Here is a 21,112-nt window from a genome sequence, read left to right as displayed (position 1 = left end):
AAAGTGATATTTTGTGTAACAAAACATCAACAAAAGCAAAAAATAGAAAGAGGCTGTCCTGAAAGGTTGTTAAAAACAATCTTTTGGAGACAGCCCCTTTTCTATACTGATACTATATTGATTATTCTCCCGTTTCAGCGAACTTCTTAATACGTATACCAACCTCATCACGAACTTGTTGGAACTTAGTCCATTCTTGTCCCGCTGGATCATCAAATCCCCAGTGAACACGTTTTACATGCGGAGGTGTCACTGGGCATACATCATTTGCATGGCCACAAAGGGTAACAACAAGATCTGCTTTATCTAAAATTTCACGATCAATGATATCAGATGTTTGATCCGTGATATCGATCTCTACTTCTTTCATCGCTTTAATTGCATTTGGGTTAACTCCATGTGCCTCGATACCAGCAGAATGCACATTCCATTTGTCACCTAAATATATTTTCCCCCAAGCTTCTGCCATCTGGCTACGACAAGAGTTTCCTGTACATAAGAAGTAAATTGTTTTTTTGTTTTCCATGTGAATTCCACCTTTTTATCAATATTTATTTTGATTGTGTTTGAAAGTATTTACGCCCAAACCATAGTGCTACATTTACAAGAGCAATCATAACGGGAACTTCTACTAAAGGCCCAATAACCGCTGCAAATGCTGCTCCAGATTGAATTCCAAATACCCCTACAGCTACAGCAATTGCTAACTCAAAGTTATTGCTTCCTGCCGTAAATGCCAATGTTGTTGTTACTCCATAATTTGCACCAATCTTCTTTCCCATGAAGAAAGAGACAAAGAACATTAGTATAAAATAAATAAGTAATGGAATCGCAATACGTACGACATCAAGTGGTACACTAACAATGACCTCTCCTTTTAATGAGAACATCACAATGATTGTAAATAATAATGCAATTAATGTAATCGGGCTAATCTTCGGAATGAATACTTTTTCATACCATTTTCGCCCTTTTGCTTTTACAAAGCTCAAACGTGTTAGTATTCCAGCGATGAACGGAATTCCTAAATAAATAAAAACTGATTTAGCAACCTCTCCCATTGTAATATCGATGACAGCACCTTCAATCCCTAGCCATTCTGGAATGACTGTTACAAATACATAAGCATACACTGAGAAAAATAACATTTGAAATACAGAGTTAAAAGCAACTAATCCTGCCGCATATTCTGTATCACCTTTTGCTAAGTCATTCCAAACGATAACCATTGCAATACAACGTGCTAAGCCGATCATGATTAATCCTACCATATATTCTGGCTTATCCTGTAAAAAGATAATGGCTAAAGCAAACATGAGGACAGGTCCAATAATCCAGTTTTGTACGAGTGATAATATTAATACTTTTACATCTGTAAAAACGCGCCCCATCTCTTCATAACGCACTTTTGCAAGCGGTGGATACATCATCAGAATTAAACCAATTGCAAGCGGAATAGAGGTTGTTCCTACCTGCAAACGATTCATTCCATCAACAAATCCAGGTGATAGATACCCGATTCCAATCCCTACTGCCATCGCGAGGAAAATCCAAATGGTTAAATATCGATCTAAAAATGATAATCGTTTCATGTTATTCTCCTTTTCGTTTTAGCAACATGAGGTTGAATTGGTAATTTCCCTATCGGAATCTACACAACAACTAGACGTTTCTACTTTGTGAACTTCACTATCAGCCTTCGTATAGAAAAACTCCCATTCATTCCCGTCAGGATCTGTCACCCAAAACTTATCTTGCACAGCATAGCAACAAGTTGTATCCATTTCCTCACGAGCAAAGAACCCTTCTTTTTCTAAACGCTCTTTATGCATGATTATTTCTTCTTGATTCTCTACTTGGAAACCAAAATGATTTACCTGGTTTCCCTTTACTTCATCTCTTACATTTAAAGTAAAATTTAATCCTGGAATTTCTAATAAAAACTTCGCATAATCTTCTTTTACTTTCACTGGTATTACTCCAAATACCTTACTGTAAAACTCGATTGATTTTTCCAAATTCGTCACATTTATCCCAACATGTACATATTGCATATCCTATTCCTCCCTCAATTTTATTAATCAATTTTTTTTGATTTATGTAGCACAAAAAACTTAGCAGCAACTTCCTCTGCCACTTTTTCGGAACACACAACAAAGCTCTTCGGATAACAAATTATTTACTTCTTCATCATTTAAATCATAATAGCTCCACGTTCCCTTTGTTTCTTTTACAATTAAATTTGCATCAAGCAATATTTTTAAATGATAGGAAAGTTTAGATTGCGAAATTCCAAATACCTCTGTTAAATCACACACACACGTTTGTCCACGCTGGCACAGCTCATACATAATTTCTAGTCTTTTTTGATCAGCAAGGGCTTTAAATTTCTTTTCAAATTGTCCAAAGTTTTCTTTCATACTTCCACTCCTTTCATCAACTTTTTTTGATATTTATATTATATGCACTGTTTCATTATAAATTCAACTAATAAATCAAAAATAATTGATTTATTAGTTACATGAATACTAAATACTAGCCTTAAAGTGAACGGCTGTTCAAAAATCCTCCTTTCCCTTTCTTTAATCTTCTCCTAACAATGCGCATTCATAATTTCACACAAAGCAAAAAAGAGTCCCATTTCATCTATGGGACTCCTTTCACCTTATATATTTGTAGTTTTATATTTAAACAGATTTTTTAACCTTACTATTATAAATAAACATCCGACTTAGAACCATCATGACAACTACAAGAATGAGAAAATATAATGGCATGACAAGTAAAGAACCTGTATGCAACTGACTCATTCCCCAAATCGTAACAGTAACGATAATATAGTAGCCTAAGCTAAATAAAGCACCGGCTGTTCCTATAACGTCCTGGAAATTTACTAATGCTAAGCTGAGACAATTGGGCAAGGCAATCCCTATTCCTAATAGCAATACAAATACAGCTATAAGAAACGCTATCATATATTTCATATTTGCAATCGTTCCAGTAAGTACGATAACAGATAGAATAGTAGCTCCCCCTGTCATTACAATACAGCCCATGTAGATAATTTTCTCTGGCTTATAAACCGATAGTAACTGTTTTGAAATTTGCGCTCCAATAACTGAAGCGAAAGCTACAACTATACCTAAAAAACCAAATACACCAGGTGATAGCTTAAAATACTTAATAAAGATAAACGGTGCTTCAGCGTAATAGCTAAATAATATACCGTTTGTTCCTCCAATCAGCACTCCAAATATCATTACTTTTGAGTCGCTTATTATTCGCTTTATGACAGAGAAAACATTTATTTTATTTGTTGTTACATTTGTTCGAGTTTCTGGTAGCGTTATAAACGTACATACTAATATCCCGATACTCATAACAACTAAAGTAAGAAAAACACTTCTAAATCCAAATATTTGATCAATCCAGCCACCGATTAATGGACCAACAGCTGGTGTGAATGCAATAACCGCTGAAATTTGCGCGAACATTACATGACGTTTATGTCCACTTACACTTTCACGAAGAATTGTTTGCGTAACAACTGATCCTGTACTTGCTCCAAATGCTTGTACAAAGCGACTTAATAGCAATACTTCAATTGAATTTGCAAAGTAGCATAATAAACTACCAAGCCCATAAGTTGCAATTCCCCAAAGCATCGCCGGACGACGCCCGATTATATCAGACAACCATCCCCAGCAAAATACACCTAAAGCAAATCCAGCAAAATAGATACTAAGTGTTAGCTGCGTAGCATTATTACTTACATGCAAAGCATTGGAAATATCGGGTAAAGACGGTGTGTAAATTGTTTCACTAATTTGCGGAAATGCCACAAGAATAATCATTAACCATAGCGATGGTACTGAGACTTTTTTCATTTCTAACACCCTCCTATAACTTAGAAAATCTCAGATATTTAGAGCTTTCTTTCGCTACGGAACTGGAGGGGCCATTATAGAAATTCGATCATAAAACAACAAAACAAACACCTCGATTACTTCATGTTAATACCTATAGGAGGGTATGAATTAACATTTATTTTATTAATTCTAATTATACAGGATAAATTGTATTATACATTTCTTTTTTATTTGCTATGTTAAATATTATTGTTGATTTTCATACAAAATTAAGAGAACTTCCGTTGCTTAGAAGTTCTCTTGCTTATTCTATTAAAGCCCCGTTTAATGAATAGATGTTTGTGAAATTTTTTTGTATTTCTTATGAACTTCATTCTCTGTGATTTTAGAAGTCGTATAATCTAAAATATTATGTACATCGTAAAGAAAAGTATGTTCTAAATCATATTTACCTTCTAAAATTAAAGGTAAGTAACATTTCAAGTGGCTAATAATTCCCATATTGTCTTCATCCAATATCCACTGTATCGATTTCCAATCTAACGTCCCTTCTTCAGTATTTACAGGAGTTTGGATACTCGAATGCTCTGGCATTTCTACAATAAAAATGTATATACCAGAATTACCAACTTCACTTTTTAATACAACATTTCCTGCGTAAGTCACATCTTTTATCCGGATGCTAGTTTCTTCATAAATCTCTCTAATTACACCTTCAACTGGAGTCTCATTCTCTTCAATTTTTCCTCCAACCCCATTCCAGGCTTTTTACTTCTATTTAATAGTAATAGCTTGTCATCTTTTTTTATCAAGCAAATTGTGTATTTAAACATTTTATCCCCCTTAAATATGACGATTTCTCTTATTCTATTAAACTGCCCGCTTGTTGAACAGACTATTTTATTCATTCGGAATATTACAACAATAAAAACATATCATATGTTGCATTCGTTGAGAATAAATAACTCTCCACTATCATCTTACTTACTAACAGTAGAATCGTTGCTTCGATGCCTAATAATATCCAGGAATTGGAACTATCTCAAATAATGGTCGAGGTACTTTGTTGCCACGCCATTGAATCGGTCAAATAGTTACCGAATTAGAATTCAAAGGCTTACTAAAAGTGAAAAATACCGTGACTGGTGATATAAAATTCAATCCAGTCTATTTCACTACGATAAAAGAACTACAACCCTTTAAAGAAAATGACGAAACATCAGAAATAATACTATGGGACTTACAGAAAGGAATAGGATATATAGATGGAGTCGATATAAAAATATTAGATTACATCTAAAATGAAAGAACAATTCTCAAACTACTACATATTTAAACTTAAAGATACATTTATAGTACACTCATAAAGTTAAAAACACCCTTCTAAGCTTAGAAAGGTGTTTTTAGCTATTTAATATTACACTTTGTTTTCCTTAATTACTCCGGCTTAACCCATACAATTTGCTGCACTCGAACAAACATAGGCGTTTCTTTTTCCTCTAATACAATATGATCTAATTTTACACTTCGCAACGTACCATTTACACTACCACGTATCGTTTCAACTACAATCTTTTTGCCAACAATAGATTGCAGTGTTTGTACAACGTATGGATCAACTAACGCGACCACTTCACCATTGATCTCATAACCATCTCGAAAATAGCCGTACAAATCTTCATATGAATCGTACATAAGGTCCCCCTCTTTTCAAGATTTGCTGTAGTGTATGTGCTGTTCATGTAAGAAGTGCCTATCTAACAGAAAAAGCGACGCCACAATGTGACATCGCTTTTGTATGTAAGGAGTACTAGAAATCTATCTTCTAGTCTACTCCCACTTATAAGTCCAAAATTGTTCGAGTTGTAACCATTTTAATGTTGCTGCATCTTTGTTTTGCAGTTTCACTTGTGTTTCTTCAAGCATTGCTTCTGTTTGTGAACGATGTGCACGTAAAGCAGCTAACTTTTGTTCAAATACTTCACTTACATTATTTACAACATCCGGCTCACCTAGTACTTCTTCACGATTTTTCGTAATCGCAACTGCATGAATGACCGGACGGGTTTCTTTTGGCATACGTGATACTGCACGAACTACAGCACGGCCAAATGCATCGTGATCTGGATGAACGCCGTGTTCTGGATAAAATGTAATAATTCGAGATGGCTGCACATCGCGCATTACTGCTTCGATTTTATCTGCTACAAAATCTATATCTTCAAACTCTAACGTTTTATCATGGAAACCGAGCATACGTAAATCTTCAATGCCCATCGCTTCACATGCATCTTTTAATTCCTTTTCACGGATATTTGGAATCGTTTCACGGTTAGCAAAAACATTTTTCCCCATATTGCGTCCCATTTGTCCAAGTGTTCCGCACGCATATGTTACAGGTACTCCTTGCTTTCTTAATAAACTAATTGTTCCTCCCGCTGCAAATGATTCATCATCTGGATGCGGAAATACAACAAGTACATGTCTCTCCATACTTTTCCCTCCTTCTTATTTAAATGGCGTCAAGCTTAATTCAAGTGCTACTGCTAAACGACCTTTGTTGTCATGTCCTGCTAGTAATAAACGATCTTTCTCGTCTACTTCCCAATGCGTAATACCTTCTGCATATACCCAGCCGTGGTCCATTTTCAGGCCCACTCGGTATGGATTTGTTCCTGTTATTTTACCGCGTTCAAAACGAATAATTGCATTTCGAATAAACGCTCCGACCGTCATCATTTTTTCATTAAAATGTGAAGCGTATGCTCCATTTGTCGTTTCTAAATGAATATATACATCTTTATTTACAAAACGTTCGATTTCATGTTGAATAACAGCACTATCTTTTACTATTTCCATCGGATTTCACCTCTTTAAACCATTTTACGCAAAAACAATGTAAATTGCTATCTCTATAATAGAGGACAATGTTTACTTTGCATAATAATTTGCATTTTTATTTTTTATTTTTAATTTAGTACGTGAAATTTAATGTTCTTTTCACTTTTGCATATCGTTTTCTTTCTCGTACTGAATTTGCTACAATAGAGTTTACGCGGAGGGATATTTTTCGACAATTTAATACACATTTTAAAGAAGGTGACATGTTGGAACATTCAGCACATGAAGTAGCAAATTGGCAATATTACTTTGCAATTGCCGTATTTTTAGTGACATACGGATTTATTATTTCCGAGAAGTTGAATCGTGCTGTAATTGCACTTTTCGGCGCTGCCATTATGATTATTTTTGGAATTGTAGACTTACATGCTGCCTTTACATCGCATATTCAATGGGAAACGATCACCCTTTTAATTGGAATGATGATTCTCGTTCATATTACGAGCCAGTCTGGTGTATTTGAATATGTAGCCATTAAAGCAGCAAAAGCAGCCGGCGGAAAACCCATTCGAATTTTATTATTTTTATCCCTATTAACCGCAGTCGGTTCTGCATTTTTAGATAACGTAACGACCGTTTTATTAATTGTTCCTGTTACATTATCCATCACGCGTATTTTAAAAGTACAACCTGTTCCTTATTTAATTTCTGAAGTATTGTTTTCAAATATCGGTGGTACCGCAACGCTAATTGGGGATCCTCCTAACATAATGATTGGATCTGCTAATAAACACTTAGATTTTAATGCCTTTTTACTTAATTTGACACCAATTGTACTTATTATTTCTATTGTTACATTAGGCATTATTTACCTTATGTATCGAAATAAATTAAAAACAACATCTGAACAAATCGCCAAACTTATGGCCTTAAATGAAAAAGACTATATTCGTGATCGAAGTTTACTCTTAAAATCCCTTTCCATTTTAGGACTAACAATTCTCGGCTTTGTTCTTCATTCTATTATTCATGTCGATGCGGCAGTTATTGCGATGACTGGTGCTACACTCCTCATGTTAATCGGTGTGAAAGAGCACGAATTAGAAGATGTATTCGCTCATGTAGAATGGGTAACAATCTTCTTCTTCGCTGGATTGTTTGTTCTTGTTGGTGGGTTAATTGACATTGGCCTTATTTCATCACTTGCAAAAGAAGTACTTGATGTGACAAATGGTGATATTGGTTTTGCAGCGATTCTTATCTTATGGGTATCAGGTGTGGCATCAGCTACTATTGATAATATTCCATTTGTCGCAACAATGATTCCACTGATTCAAGATTTAGCATCAGGTCTTGGACTTTCTGTTGACTCTCCGCAAATTGAAGTATTATGGTGGGCATTATCACTTGGTGCTTGCTTAGGAGGAAACGGAACGTTAATCGGGGCATCTGCCAATGTAGTTGTTGCAGGAATCGCGAATCGTGAAGGGCATGGATTTTCTTACCTTGATTTCTTAAAAATCGGCTTACCTTTAACAATTCTCGCATTATTATTATCACATGCTTATATATATTTACGTTATTTAATGTAAAAAAAGGTTTGCAGCTTCATGCTGCAAACCTTTTTTACCGCCAAAATATCCCGATAATTGCAAGTGCTCCTAAAATCATACCACCAATTTGCCCAACGATTGTTGGTGACAATTGAACGCCTTTTTTAACTTCAACAACTGGCCTTTCATGCCTAAGCTGTTGAACCTCACTTTGTAACTGATGCACGCTACCATGTAATTCTTTTACAAGCTCCTTTAAATCCGCTAATTCTTCATTTACTGGTTTTGGCTTTTCTAAATTCATTTAACACGACTCCTTATTCCATTCCATATGTTGTAAAAATTCGACATGAATTATCCCTTCTCCTGCAAATCACATGCATGTTATTGAATATATTTATAGCAGAGTTTTCACTCTTAACGAATCTATATATAGGGTAGCACCACATCGCCATCAACTTAAGGGTACTAAGAGGGTATATGTGAGAGTTATTTTTTAAAATTTAATTGAACTTGATTAAAGTCTGCATATTTATATTCAATTAAAATATTATCTCTAATTTCAGAATGAAACTTTTTATTTTGTCCATTTTCTAAAAGAATATATAAATCTAAATCGAAGTCTGCATAAGCATCTCTTCTTGCAATGGAACCAATAAGCATTAACCCAATAATTTCATCCTTAGCCGAACAATCTTATCGTGATAACCGAAGCGATTCCATAAAAAAGAAATCTAACAAGCTATAAAGCCACTAGATTTCTCTTTTGTTTTTCTTTATATTTCGCATGAATGGTCAGTTCACTTTATTAACCTTATTCAAATTATTTGTGCATTGTTATCCATTCGTTTCGCAATATACCCATTATAATACGATCAAAGCTCTTCCCATCTCGCTGAACAGCTTCTCTCATACATCCTTCCACCTTAAAGCCAACCTTTTTATACGCTTCAATTGCAGGCTTATTGTATGAAATAACATCGAGACCTACACGATGTAAGTTTAATTCGTGGAAAGCATATTTCAGAATAAGACGTAATCCTTCCGTACCATATCCCTTACCTCTATATTTCTTATCACCTATACCAATTGCTAGCAAACCCGTTCTATTATTCCACTCTATGCTATGAAGTGCCACAAAGCCAATTAAAGTATCATCTTGAATCGTTCTTAGCATGAAAGAAACACTATTTGACTGTCGTCCTTTTAATAGCTCAGATTCCTTTATTTCATGCAAAGATTGCAGAACTGCTACATCCGTATCTACATTTCTTAAATACTCACTATCTTCTTGCCAAATAGCCATTTGTTCAATATCTTCAGCTCTAATTGCTGATAATTTAATTCTTTCACCTAGAAAAAGATTATTCACTGTCTTGTTCATTTCAAAAATCCCCCTTTTCAGTTATGGGGATAGTTCTGTAATTTATCAGACTTACGTATCCCCTTGTTCTATAGTTTTCAATAATAATGGGATACTTACAATAAGCGCTAACATTGGCACATCTCCTTTTCATAAGATTACATTCATTGTATAATTTCCAGATTATTCATTCAACAGTTATTTCAACTAGACCTTCTTTATAACCATGATACCCTCAAAAAATCTTGTCCACTTTGGAACATGATGCTCTTGTCACATTTATAAATTGTTGTAACGGCGAAGTCATCCATTTATCTTTATGCCAAGCAATTTGCGTAAAAATAGGAGCGATTGTATTCCTCAAAACTAACTCCTTCATCGTGCCTTCTTGTATATCTTTTTCTACTACCATTGCTGGTAAAATCGCTATACCTAGTCCCGCAATTACACATTGTTTAATTGCTTCTACACTAACAAATTCTATTTTATTTGTAGGATATATGCCTTCTGCACGAAATAATTCTTCAAATATAGTACGATACGAACAACCAAGTTCCGTTAATAAAAGCGTTTCGTTTTCGAAATCTTTTGTGGAAATTATAGATTTCTCACATAAAGGATGATTAGGAAAAGCGACTATTTTTAATTCCTCTTGGATAAGTGACTCTACATACAAAACATCTTCAGTTTTACATTCATCTAAAATAAATGCTAAATCCACTTTACCTTCCATCAATTGTTCTTTCGCATCTTCATTTGAATGAGCTGGTTTAAATATAAGCTTTATTTGAGGAAACTTTTCCTTAAACTCTTTTAAAATAATAGGAAGCCGATATGTACATTGACTTTCTTGTGCACCAATCACTAACGTACCAGATATTTTTCCCTCATCTTTCACAGCCATCTTCGCCTCATAATTTAACGCAATCATCTTGTCTGCATATAACTGAAACTTTCGTCCTGCTTCAGTCAAAAATAGCCGCTTACCTAACCTCTCGAATAATGGTGTATCAAGTTCCGTCTCCAATGCTTTTATTTGAGCGGTGACACTTGATTGAGCAAAATTCAATTTCTTTGCAGTCTGCGTAAAGTTCAAATTTTCTGCTGCTGTTTTAAATGTAATTAATTGTTTTATTTCCAATATCCTCCTTACCTTTCAATCGTCATTTCCGATTGATTCCATCGAAATAATCTTCTTTGTCTATTGATATATATATTGTATGATAAGAACCATTAACAAACAATATTAATACACCTTACAAATTGGAGGTATTCCATATGAAAGCACTTTGTTTCGAGGCATTTGGAAATGCTGATGTATTAAAATATCAAGAATTGTCAGATCCAACTATAAAATCGAATGAAATTCTTGTTCGCACAAAAGCAATTGGCTTAAACTTTGCTGATATATATAGACGTAGAGGTGCCTATCATCTCACTGGAAAACCACCCTATATATTAGGGTATGAAGGATCAGGAATTGTAGAGCGTGTTGGTAATGAAGTTTCTAACATCAACATTGGAGATCGCGTTGCATTTGCTGATGTCCCGTTCACAAATGCGGAGTTAGTAGCCGTTCCAAAAGAAAAAGTTATTCCGCTCCCAGATTCTATTTCCTTCCAAATAGCCTCTTCTGTTTTATTGCAAGGTTTAACGGCTCATTATTTAACAAAAGACAGTTACAAAATAAAAGATGGTGATTTTGTTTTAGTCCATGCAGCTGCTGGAGGCGTAGGTCAACTTCTCATTCAAATGATAAAACTACAAGGCGGGCAAGTAATTGGCCTTACTTCATCAAAAGAAAAAGCAAAGATAGCCTATTCAGTTGGGGCAGACCATGTTTTTTTATATACAGAATCTTGGTGTAACAAAGTAATAGATGTAACAAAAGGTCTTGGGGTTGATGTTGTATATGAATCCGTAGGGTCTACATTAGAAGAGAGCTTTCAAACTACACGAATCGGTGGTACCGTCGTATTTTATGGAATGGCCGGTGGTGATCCTGCTCCCGTTAATCCTCGAATGCTGATGGACACTTCAAAAACATTGACTGGTGGAGATCTTTGGAATGTACTAACAACGTATGAAGAACGCAAAACACGTTCACAGCAACTATTTGATTGGATTACTGCTGGAAAATTAAATATCCAAAGTCCAACTACTTTCTCTTTAAAAAACGGGGCTGAAGCACATCGATTATTAGAAAGTCGAAGAAGTACGGGGAAAATTTTATTAATACCATGATAATTTCTGGTTCAAAAATCAAATCAAAAAGAGGAATTAGACCACTCTGTAGTATTTAAGAGTAAGTGATTGTACACGAGATTTTTTTAACCCCTATCTTATCTATCATGTTACATATCACGTCGAAATCGTACATCATTCATATATTTAGTGATGTACTTTTTTGTTTTATAACACTGTTAAATGATTTTATTTACAACAACATTAATGATATGAATTGGATGCCACTGAAACAAAGTGAGTTTAATAACCATATCAAGTCGTTACTTTAAGGTGCTCTTGCTAAAGAAAGTTTCACTTAATCGACATAGCAAGCCGCATCACGAATCGTATGGGGAGTGCAGGATTCGCCATTTGATTTACATCTCCAACAAAAAACAAATCCTTATTAGGATAATAAAAGGCAAATGAACCTGTTGAGCCGGAATGACCAAGCAACTCACCTTTTCCCATAAAAAGTGTTGCAAGACCATTTAACGGGACACGCATATATCCACCACCGTATTGAATTGGGTACATGGAAGCTTGTAACTTGTTATATACTTTGCGTTCATGAAAAACAGTTTTATTAAATAATTTCCCTCCAAAGAAAGCTTTAATAAATATCATTAATTCACGAGCTGTAGAGATACCACCACCGCTAGCACCGCTGCTCTTAATAATTTTCGGACGGTAAAGAGAAGCACCCTTATAAAAAATATTAGGAACAAAGTCATACTCACTTGTTGGAAGATACGTATTCTTGAGCTCTAATGGGTCAAAAATCAACTGCTTATATGCATCTTCTAATGTTGAATTCGTAATTGTTTCAATGATTTCTCCGAGCATGTCAAAGTTCACATCTGCATAATGAGCCCTTTTTTTCTCATCAGGTGCAAAGTACGGGTTTAATTGTTTGGTCAATGTTATCTTTTCATCAAAATCAATCTCCATATCCTCATGAATGACACGTTTTTTAACATTGTTACTACTTTCTTCAAAGGCATCCGGTAATCCGCTTGTATGAAATAATAAATTTAAAAGTGTCAGCCTCAACGAATGCTCTTGATCTTTATAAATATGAAGGTTATTCAACGTATCTTTTTTAAAGTATTTTGTTACTTTGTCATCAAACGCTAACTTGCCCTGCTCCCTCAAAATAAAAATACAAGTGGTCGTAAACAACTTTGTGATACTTGCCATCAGTAATGGTGTATCGATATTTTTTCCTCCGTACCCATTACTATATGAAAAATCTCCATTTGTATTTTCTACAAATAGGACGCACTTATGTATCTGCTTAGAACTTATAGTTCGTCTGAAAATCTTTTTGATTTTTTGTTTGTCCATCTCCCTCTCTCCCCTTTTGTTATAGTATTTTTACCGTAGGTTTTATTCTTACAAAGAGATTAATATTCCTTCTTTGTCCAACACATCTTTTCTTTTTTACAGCCTAATACTTCATTCTATAATCTAAAATATTTTTTATGAAACATACTCCTCTCTTTTCTGTAAAACTAACGATACCTTTAATTGAAGACCACAGAATAATTTTATTGTGATAGCAAAGATCGTCGTATGTCATACAAAAAAGGATAGATAAAGCATATGTTTTCTGCTTTATCTATCCTTTTCTTTTTTCTAGCTACACTTTATCTATTCAATACCAAGTTCTATTCAGAAAAAGCTTCCGAATATTGAACAACTCCTTGTATATTTTGAAGAGCATGATCCGTTAACTCCATCGCCATAAATACTTCGTCTGGCACCTCAAATGGCGCTCGTATATTCCATAGGCTAGCCGGTTTAAAACCAAATTTCGGATAATAATCTTTATGACCTAAAACAATTACAGAATGATACCCAAGCTCTCTTGCCTTTCTTAATGCACCTGAAATTAGCAACCTCCCAATCCCTTTTTTCTGATAATCTGGTGCAACAGAAACTGGAGCGAGAGCTAAAGAATCTACAAATTTATCATCATGTTCTATTTTAATTTTAGATAATAGAATGTGACCAACAATTTCTTTATCCACCGCTACTAATGATAACTCTGGAATAAACGCATCAGATTTTCTGATTCGATTTACAAGTTCATGTTCTTTCTGATCACTATATTCTCCATTTAAAAACGCTTGTTTTACAACTTCTTCTATCCAGTTATAATCTTTCTCAAGTTCTTGTCTAATCATTATATTCATTTCATTTCATCTCAACCTCTACTTTTTCTTATTTCTTTTTGAATTTTGCGAAGCGCTTTTTTCGATCCACGCTCTATATCATGCTGCATTTTTCGTTCTTTATAATCCACAAACAATGTGTCTAAATCATACCCTTCTGGATATAATTCCTTCGCCTGTACCTCTAAAGAGATTCGCTTAACATTTACTTCTATAAATTCCCCGTTATAATATACAACGACATTATAAAAATTATCTTTCTCTTTATATACAATTCCAAAGTCATCATAGTCTAATAATGTCACACGGTCCCCTTTTTTATATTCATTCTTCTCTTCGGTTTTCTCTTTGACGACCTTAGGCTTCCTTATCTTATCTTCGTTTACACACTCTAAATGATACTCTTTATTTTCCATATAGCCTTTCGCTCTTTGTAACACACTTTCTCGTACATTCATTTTTTTAGAAATCCATAGGGCATTACTTTCTCCAGACCTTCCTATCATTAACTTATACAGTGGTTCCAATGTTTCATTATTAAATTGCATTGCCGCATTCATAAAATCGCTATGCATTTCTGAAAAACGTTTTATTTCTCCATAATGAGTAGTCGCAACTGTAGTACACCCCATATGATAAAACTCTTCTAAAATAGAAATCGCAAGTGCGGCTCCTTCATTCGGTTCCGTACCACTTCCTATTTCATCAAATAGTAAAAGTGTATTGTTGTTTGATACTCTCATAATTTCCGAAAGGTTTTTCATATGAGATGAAAATGTACTTAGCGCATTTTCTATACTTTGATTGTCACCAATATCTACGAAGATGTTTTCAAAAACGGCGATTTCTGTTTCCTTGTCAGCAGCAATATGCAAGCCTGACATTGTCGCTAATGTTAATAATCCTATCGTTTTCAAAACAATTGTTTTCCCACCAGCATTCGGACCTGTAATAATTAAACTTCGATAATTTTGCCCGATTTCAAAATTAAGTGGTACAACTTCTCCGGATAAAAGTGGATGTTTGCAGCGAACTAACTTTACATATCCATAATCATTTAATTTCGGCTCTATCCCGCCGATGTGTTTACTAAATTTCGCTTTTGCAAACACCAAATCATATTGACTAATAAGCTCCATATTAATCTTGATGTTATATATATTCTCTAAGATCATTCCTGATAAAGTGGCTAGTATTTGATATTCTTCTATCGCTTCTTCAGCTTTCAAACTTGTTAGTTCCACGTTTAATTTTGTAACAGTATTTGGTTCTATAAAAACTGTAGAACCTTTAGAAGAAATTTCAACAATTGTTCCCACAACTTGATTTTTATAGGAAGCTTTAACTGGAATCGTATATCGATCATCCTTTTTACTAATAAAGAACTCTTGAATATATTTCTTATTTGCACTACTATTTAAAAATTTATTTAAACGTTCTTTAATTTTCTCGTCTACTGAGTCGATACTATTTCGAATTCGTTTTAATTCTTTGCTTGCCGCTGAATCGACGCTATTTCCTTTAATTGAAAAATCAATTTCTTCTTCCACACTTTTGAATTCTGACATAGAATTCGCATACGATGCTAATACTGGTGCAAAGAACTCTTTCTCCAGCATAAACTTTTTAATCTTTCGACACCCTCTTAAAAAGTCTGCTACACTTACTAGCTCCGTTGGATCTAAAATCATACCCTTCTCAAGTTTTTGAATGGTACTATCAATATTAGAAATTCCGAAAAAAGGAACATGCCCTTCTGCATCTAATACTGTTCTTGCTTCCGTTGTTTCATTCAAACGATTTTTCACTACTTTTATACTTGCACTTGGCTCCAATTTATCTAACAACTGTTTCCCTAATCCACTCACGCAATAAGATTTAACCATTTCCTTTAATTCGTTATATTGTAACTTTTCAAAAGTCATTTTATTCACTTTTCATTCTCCTCACTATGATTTAATCAGACCATACATGAAGATACCTACTCATTAGATTTCAATGAGATTTAAACGATTACTATGACATGGTGTTTTGTTCCACCATTTTTATATGATAAAAAATAAACACAAAAAAAGCTGCGGAGATACCGCAGCTTTTTACATTTACAAGGCATGTGTAACATACATATATAATGAAATAAACCACAAAAAAACATTTGGGCTATCCCATCATCATTACACGCTTTATAAAGTATTGTAGGTATCTTCATAGGTATCGAAATAAATCCATAACAAAATTAGGGGTATGAATTATATAAAAAATCCCCTGTTTATCATCAGATTTATTTCATTCAATTTTTCCTATTTAGAACCTACCGCACTCACAAAAAGCACCTCTCATTAATTTATAGTTATGTTCATTGAAATCTAATTTATTAAAATCATCATACTATATGTTACAACAGAAGTAAAGGTGCCATGCTTTACAATGTTCTTCTTATTATACTTTAGTCGTAAGTATATATACGGATCGTTTATTCAACGTATTACCGATGTTTTCTTACTCATCATTAGATACAATTACATGTAGAGCAGGAAAATGTATAAGGAGTGATTCACATGACAGAACTACAAAAACAATTCTTCTCCAGATTAAATATAAAAGAAAAAGAATCTATCTCATTTGAAGATTTAAATGAAATCCTTTATGCGATGGCACAAGTAGTTCCCTTTGAAAACTTAGACATTATTCAAGGTACGGTAAAAGAAATTTCAAAAGAAAATCTTCAAAAAAAAATCTTGGTCAATAACCGTGGTGGACTTTGCTATGAATTAAATCCGGCTATGTATTACTTCCTTAAAGATTGCAGTTTTGATGTTCATTTAGTATCAGGAACAGTTTATAATGCAGCATCCGCAACCTGGGCTGTTGAATCTGGACACATAGCAACTGTTTTAAAACATAATAATGAACTTTATTTAATTGAAGTAGGTTTCGGTTCATATCTTCCCCTTTCACCTGTTCCTTTCTCTGGTGAAACTGTTCATTCTTTTACTGGAGACTATCGTATCCGAAAAGAAACAACTGCTAAAGGAAACTATGTTTTAGAGATGAGAAAAAATCATGAGTTTCTAGATGTCACTTCATCTGAAGATTGGATATTAGGTTATGCATTTTATATAGAAGAAGTTGATGAAACAACATTAAATAAAGCACAAAGAATAATTGTAGAACATGAAGAATCTCCTTTTAATAAAGTACCTCTTATTGTGAAACTAACTCCTGACGGGCATGCTTCTTTAACAAAAGATAGCCTTACCGTAACAAAGCAAGGTAAAAAACAAAAAGAATCCATTACAGAACAACAATATGCAGACTTATTACAATCCACATTTGGCATACACTTGTAATCTATTACATCCTAAAGTCTTGTCTTTTTGACAAGACTTTTTATACTGTAGCAGGGATTTTTTGCAATTTGTTGTATTTCATAGTTATTATAGAAGATACAAAATACATATCTAGAAAGGAAATGATTATGACCGAATTACAAAACAGATTAGATGTACCCGATCAAGAAAAGTGGGATTTAACGGATATTTATAAATCAATTGAACAATGGGAACACGACTATAAAAAAATCGAAACATTAACAAATGAGTTAAAAGAGTTTAACGGAAATATCCATGACAGTAAAACTCTACTTGCTTACTTAAAAAAAAGTGAAGAAATATCAGGTTTATTTAATTTAGTTTATGCATATGCAAGACTTCAATCAGACCTTGATACACGTGATACGGAAGCACAATCCCTTGTAGACAAGGCATCGCAATTACATGTTAAATTAAGTGCAGCTCGTTCCTTCTTTTCTCCATTCTTACTTAGTATAGATGAGAAAGTATTACATTCCTATATAGAAGAAAACGAAGCCTTACAGTATTATAAAGAGGATTTATTTGAATTATATCGCTATAAGAAACATGTTTTAAATAAAGACAAAGAAGAAATTTTATCTCAAATGGGCGAAGCCCTCTCTTCTCCTCAACATACATATGGAATGCTCAACAACGCAGATATTACATTTGGAGAAGTTACAACTGATAATGGAAGCACAGTGAACTTAACACGTGGAATGTACTCGAAGTTAATTAAAGATGAAAACAGAAATAAGAGAAAAGAAGCTTACAAAGCTTACTATCAACCTTACATTCAATTAAAAAACTCTATAGCTTCTACTTTAACAGGGGCTATCAAAAATAATGTTACCATTTCAAAAATTAGAAATTACCCATCCGCATTAGAAAAATCTCTATTTGGTGATATGGTTCCAAAAGAAGTATATGATAATTTAATTGATACAACTAAAAAAAACATTGCATCTCTACATACGTATAACCATTTACGAAAAGAGAAATTACAATTAGATGAATTAAGACAATATGACTTAAATGTTAATTTGGTAAAAGGTGGAAATCAAGATATTCCATATGATGAAGCATTTGAAATCATGCTTACTTCCCTTTTCCCACTCAGTGAAGAATATCTTCAAACTCTTAAAGGTTTTAAAGATAAACGCTATATAGATGTAAGAGAATTACCTGGTAAACGTTCTGGTGCTTATAATTTCGGGGTATATGGCGTTCATCCTTTTATCCTTTTAAATCATAACGATGACTTAAATAGTCTTTTTACACTGACTCATGAATGCGGGCATGGTATGCATACCTATTATTCACATGGTTTCCAACCGAGAATCTCCGCTCACTATTCAATCTTTGTAGCCGAAGTCGCTTCTACAGTGAATGAAATACTATTAATTCACCACCTATTAAAAGAAGCAAAAGATACAGACGTACGCAAGCATTTAATCAATCACTTTATTGAGCAATTTAAAGGAACCTTCTTTACACAAGTTATGTTTGCTGAATTTGAAAAGATTACACACGAAATGGCAGAGCAAGGTAAACCATTACATGCCCAAGCATTCAATGATGTTTATGAGAACTTATTTAGAGAGTACAACGGAGATACACTCGTATTCGACGAAGAAGTAAAATATGGCTGGGCTAGAATCCCTCATTTTTACCGACCATTTTATGTTTATAAATACGCTACAGGCTTCGCTTCTGCGATTCAAATTGCAGATCAGCTTTTAAGCGGTGATCCTATCGCACAGCAAAATTACATCGAGTTTTTAAAAGGTGGAAGTTCAGATTATCCACTTAACCTTTTAAAGAAAACAGGTGTAGATTTAACTACACCAACGCCAATTGAAAGTGCGCTAGGTCGTTTTGATAAACTAGTTAAAGAATTCTCGTCATTGTAGAAAAAAGCCTCTATTAGAGGCTTTTTTCAAACTTATTTATATCCATAAAGAACACACGCATTACTTATTTTCCTTCTAATAAATCTTTTGCCATCTTTCGAAATTCCTGATTAAATGCATCGGTCATTCCGTTTTGAACATTAGAGAAAAGAATAACAAAAATTCGTTTATCCCAATTGAAATTATTAAATGTATTCCATCCAGCTAATACACCATGATTGTGGTAATAATCTGGATAAATATAAAAACTAAATCCATATTTCCTTGCTGGCGATATTGTAAACATATCGGATAAACTTTGTTTAGAAAGAAGTTTACCAGTCATAATCGCCTCATCTAATCTTTTCATATCTTCTACAGTTGTATACATTTCACCACAACCGTATAACCAGCTCATTCTTAACTTAGGGGTAGCGACGAATTCATTATCTTTCTTTGTATAACCTTCTGCAAAAAATATGTCCGCAGGGAATTTCGCACCCATACCAGATTCATCCATTCCAATCGGCGTAAAAATATGTTCTTTTACATATTCAGCTAATGGTTGTTTAGAGATCTTTTCTACGATATAAGCAAGTACCATATAATTATAATCTGTATATCTCCAACCTGTTCCAGCAGGGAATTCAAGATTTTGTGAACCAATCCATGTCACTAATTTTTGGCGTGACGCTGCATCCACTTTCCCCTTTCCCTGCTCAGGTAGTCCAGATGTATGCGTCAATAAATGTCTTAAAGTAATATTTTTATCCGCGGGGAATGAAGGAATATATTTATTCACATTCTCTTCTATACTTAACTTTCCTTTTTCTTGTAACTGCAATATAGATACTGCCACTACTGTCTTAGTTATAGAACCAATACGATATTTTGTTCTTGGCGTTGTTAAGACTTTATCTTTCATATTTGCATAGCCATATCCTTTTCGCAAAATCACATTATTTCTATCCGTCACAAGTACAGTGCCATTAAATCCTTTTTCTTTTAAGTATGCATCTAATTTTTTCGCCGCCGCAGCATAACGATTCTGCTGATTGATATCTATTTTTTGTTTATCATTTTCTACTTTACTATTAGAATCTGAAAATGCCTTTAAATTCTGCTCTTTATTTTTATTTGTTTGCATTAACGTATATACACTTAAACATAAAATAGCCATAATAAAGAAAACCATTAAACATTTCTTAAACATACAGGAGCCCTCTTTTTATTCAGTTTATAAATATTATTCTATTTTCATTAGTTCATTCTATCTCTATTCATTCAAAAGAAGACCTTGATTTTCACTTAATTTTATTCAAGAATTACATTACTATTACAGTTCACAAACTTCTATTTTAACTTTCCGAACACTTTCTATTGTATTTCTTTCTTACAAAAATTCCACCCAACAATCCGATTCATCTAACTATAATTTTGTTTTTTATGTAACATTCGTTTCAATCAACATATACGATGATGTAAAAAGAGGATTTCTATTGAAAAACATTGACAAGCGAAATCGATTAAATAATGAACCATTCCATTATCGAACTAACAAAAATAACATGGTATTTATCGAATATTACGGAAAAGAAATTATGATTTTAACAGGAAAAGAAGCGGAAAAGTTTTTAAATAAAATAAATTATGCCAACAATGAACAAGAACGACAGCTCATTATGGCCAAAATAACCGGAAATTTCAAAAGAGGAAATGAGCGGAAAATAAATAGTAACAAAAACTAAGTTCGCTTTTTACCCCTACTGATTATAGTTTCACTTGATGTCATAATACCATTTTTTTAAAATTCAATTCAGAATTGATTATACAGCATA

The 21,112-nt window shown here is 33.7% G+C and carries 20 protein-coding genes and 3 pseudogenes; 5 read left to right on the top strand and 18 right to left on the bottom strand.

What is annotated here, in order from left to right:
• Window positions 1-121: 121 nt before the first annotated feature.
• From arsC to AZF08_RS24045, 10 genes and pseudogenes are all read right to left on the bottom strand, one after another.
• The gene (gene arsC, locus AZF08_RS24090; protein WP_033677084.1) at window positions 122-526 is read right to left on the bottom strand and encodes an arsenate reductase (thioredoxin); all 405 of its coding nucleotides are present in this window, start codon (window positions 524-526) and stop codon (window positions 122-124) included.
• 25 nt (window positions 527-551) lie between these two features.
• Entirely contained in the window at window positions 552-1,592 is a 1,041-nt protein-coding gene (gene arsB / locus AZF08_RS24085) for an ACR3 family arsenite efflux transporter (RefSeq protein WP_033677087.1), read from the bottom strand.
• A gap of 18 nt (window positions 1,593-1,610) precedes the next feature.
• Window positions 1,611-2,054 carry an ArsI/CadI family heavy metal resistance metalloenzyme gene (locus tag AZF08_RS24080; protein ID WP_033677088.1) on the bottom strand — a complete coding sequence of 148 codons (444 nt, stop codon included), beginning with the start codon at window positions 2,052-2,054 and terminating at the stop codon, window positions 1,611-1,613.
• A gap of 60 nt (window positions 2,055-2,114) precedes the next feature.
• Entirely contained in the window at window positions 2,115-2,420 is a 306-nt protein-coding gene (arsR, locus tag AZF08_RS24075; protein WP_033677089.1) for an arsenical resistance operon transcriptional regulator ArsR, read from the bottom strand.
• A 267-nt stretch (window positions 2,421-2,687) separates the two neighbouring features.
• Window positions 2,688-3,887 (bottom strand): multidrug effflux MFS transporter, encoded by a 1,200-nt coding sequence (locus tag AZF08_RS24070; RefSeq protein WP_033677091.1) that lies wholly within the window; start codon window positions 3,885-3,887, stop codon window positions 2,688-2,690.
• A gap of 306 nt (window positions 3,888-4,193) precedes the next feature.
• Window positions 4,194-4,702 (bottom strand): annotated as a pseudogene (locus AZF08_RS24065) (NUDIX hydrolase).
• 83 nt (window positions 4,703-4,785) lie between these two features.
• Window positions 4,786-4,954: pseudogene (locus AZF08_RS30260) on the bottom strand (IS1595 family transposase); the annotation flags it as partial.
• Between the two features lie 352 nt (window positions 4,955-5,306).
• On the bottom strand, window positions 5,307-5,564 hold the full coding sequence (locus tag AZF08_RS24055) for a YuzF family protein (protein ID WP_051725879.1): 258 nt from the start codon (window positions 5,562-5,564) through the stop codon (window positions 5,307-5,309).
• Between the two features lie 135 nt (window positions 5,565-5,699).
• The gene (gene bshB2 / locus AZF08_RS24050) at window positions 5,700-6,362 is read right to left on the bottom strand and encodes a bacillithiol biosynthesis deacetylase BshB2 (protein WP_033677095.1); all 663 of its coding nucleotides are present in this window, start codon (window positions 6,360-6,362) and stop codon (window positions 5,700-5,702) included.
• Between the two features lie 15 nt (window positions 6,363-6,377).
• Window positions 6,378-6,728, bottom strand: coding sequence for a YojF family protein (locus AZF08_RS24045; protein ID WP_033677097.1), 351 nt, complete (start codon window positions 6,726-6,728; stop codon window positions 6,378-6,380).
• Between the two features lie 248 nt (window positions 6,729-6,976).
• On the opposite strand from AZF08_RS24045, the gene AZF08_RS24040 reads away from it, so the two are divergent.
• Complete coding sequence (locus AZF08_RS24040; RefSeq protein WP_033677098.1) at window positions 6,977-8,302, top strand: ArsB/NhaD family transporter; 1,326 nt, start codon at window positions 6,977-6,979, stop codon at window positions 8,300-8,302.
• 34 nt (window positions 8,303-8,336) lie between these two features.
• Here the strand turns inward: AZF08_RS24040 and AZF08_RS24035 are convergent, their stop codons facing one another.
• From AZF08_RS24035 to AZF08_RS24025, 4 genes and pseudogenes are all read right to left on the bottom strand, one after another.
• Window positions 8,337-8,567: a hypothetical protein gene (locus tag AZF08_RS24035; RefSeq protein WP_033677100.1), complete on the bottom strand. Its 231-nt coding sequence runs from the start codon at window positions 8,565-8,567 to the stop codon at window positions 8,337-8,339.
• A 191-nt stretch (window positions 8,568-8,758) separates the two neighbouring features.
• A pseudogene (locus tag AZF08_RS29310) lies at window positions 8,759-8,932 on the bottom strand (DNA polymerase subunit beta); the annotation flags it as partial.
• Between the two features lie 154 nt (window positions 8,933-9,086).
• A complete protein-coding gene (locus AZF08_RS24030; protein ID WP_033677103.1) occupies window positions 9,087-9,647 on the bottom strand; it encodes a GNAT family N-acetyltransferase in 561 nt (186 codons plus the stop codon).
• Window positions 9,648-9,861: 214 nt separating this feature from the next.
• Complete coding sequence (locus AZF08_RS24025) at window positions 9,862-10,767, bottom strand: LysR family transcriptional regulator (RefSeq protein WP_033677104.1); 906 nt, start codon at window positions 10,765-10,767, stop codon at window positions 9,862-9,864.
• A gap of 137 nt (window positions 10,768-10,904) precedes the next feature.
• Here AZF08_RS24025 and AZF08_RS24020 point away from each other — a divergent pair, with 137 nt between their 5' ends.
• Window positions 10,905-11,870: a quinone oxidoreductase family protein gene (locus tag AZF08_RS24020; protein WP_033677107.1), complete on the top strand. Its 966-nt coding sequence runs from the start codon at window positions 10,905-10,907 to the stop codon at window positions 11,868-11,870.
• 294 nt (window positions 11,871-12,164) lie between these two features.
• On the opposite strand, the gene AZF08_RS24015 is transcribed toward AZF08_RS24020, so the two are convergent.
• The 3 genes from AZF08_RS24015 to AZF08_RS24005 form a co-directional block, all read right to left on the bottom strand.
• Window positions 12,165-13,199: a serine hydrolase domain-containing protein gene (locus tag AZF08_RS24015; RefSeq protein ID WP_033677110.1), complete on the bottom strand. Its 1,035-nt coding sequence runs from the start codon at window positions 13,197-13,199 to the stop codon at window positions 12,165-12,167.
• A gap of 323 nt (window positions 13,200-13,522) precedes the next feature.
• Window positions 13,523-14,050, bottom strand: a complete 528-nt coding sequence (locus tag AZF08_RS24010) for a GNAT family N-acetyltransferase (RefSeq protein WP_033677112.1) — start codon at window positions 14,048-14,050, stop codon at window positions 13,523-13,525.
• An 11-nt stretch (window positions 14,051-14,061) separates the two neighbouring features.
• A complete protein-coding gene (locus AZF08_RS24005; RefSeq protein WP_033677114.1) occupies window positions 14,062-15,963 on the bottom strand; it encodes an endonuclease MutS2 in 1,902 nt (633 codons plus the stop codon).
• 624 nt (window positions 15,964-16,587) lie between these two features.
• Between AZF08_RS24005 and AZF08_RS24000 the strand changes: the two genes are divergently transcribed.
• Together AZF08_RS24000 and pepF are read left to right on the top strand one after the other, a co-directional pair.
• Entirely contained in the window at window positions 16,588-17,379 is a 792-nt protein-coding gene (locus AZF08_RS24000) for an arylamine N-acetyltransferase family protein (protein WP_033677115.1), read from the top strand.
• 128 nt (window positions 17,380-17,507) lie between these two features.
• Complete coding sequence (pepF, locus tag AZF08_RS23995; protein ID WP_033677117.1) at window positions 17,508-19,295, top strand: oligoendopeptidase F; 1,788 nt, start codon at window positions 17,508-17,510, stop codon at window positions 19,293-19,295.
• A 64-nt stretch (window positions 19,296-19,359) separates the two neighbouring features.
• On the opposite strand, the gene AZF08_RS23990 is transcribed toward pepF, so the two are convergent.
• On the bottom strand, window positions 19,360-20,487 hold the full coding sequence (locus AZF08_RS23990; protein WP_033677119.1) for a serine hydrolase domain-containing protein: 1,128 nt from the start codon (window positions 20,485-20,487) through the stop codon (window positions 19,360-19,362).
• A 286-nt stretch (window positions 20,488-20,773) separates the two neighbouring features.
• On the opposite strand from AZF08_RS23990, the gene AZF08_RS23985 reads away from it, so the two are divergent.
• On the top strand, window positions 20,774-21,022 hold the full coding sequence (locus AZF08_RS23985; RefSeq protein ID WP_033677121.1) for a hypothetical protein: 249 nt from the start codon (window positions 20,774-20,776) through the stop codon (window positions 21,020-21,022).
• Window positions 21,023-21,112 lie beyond the last annotated feature (90 nt).

The sequence above is a fragment of the Bacillus gaemokensis genome, from assembly GCF_001590835.1.
Classification (GTDB): domain Bacteria; phylum Bacillota; class Bacilli; order Bacillales; family Bacillaceae_G; genus Bacillus_A; species Bacillus_A gaemokensis.
This window is presented reverse-complemented; position numbering and strand designations above follow the sequence as displayed.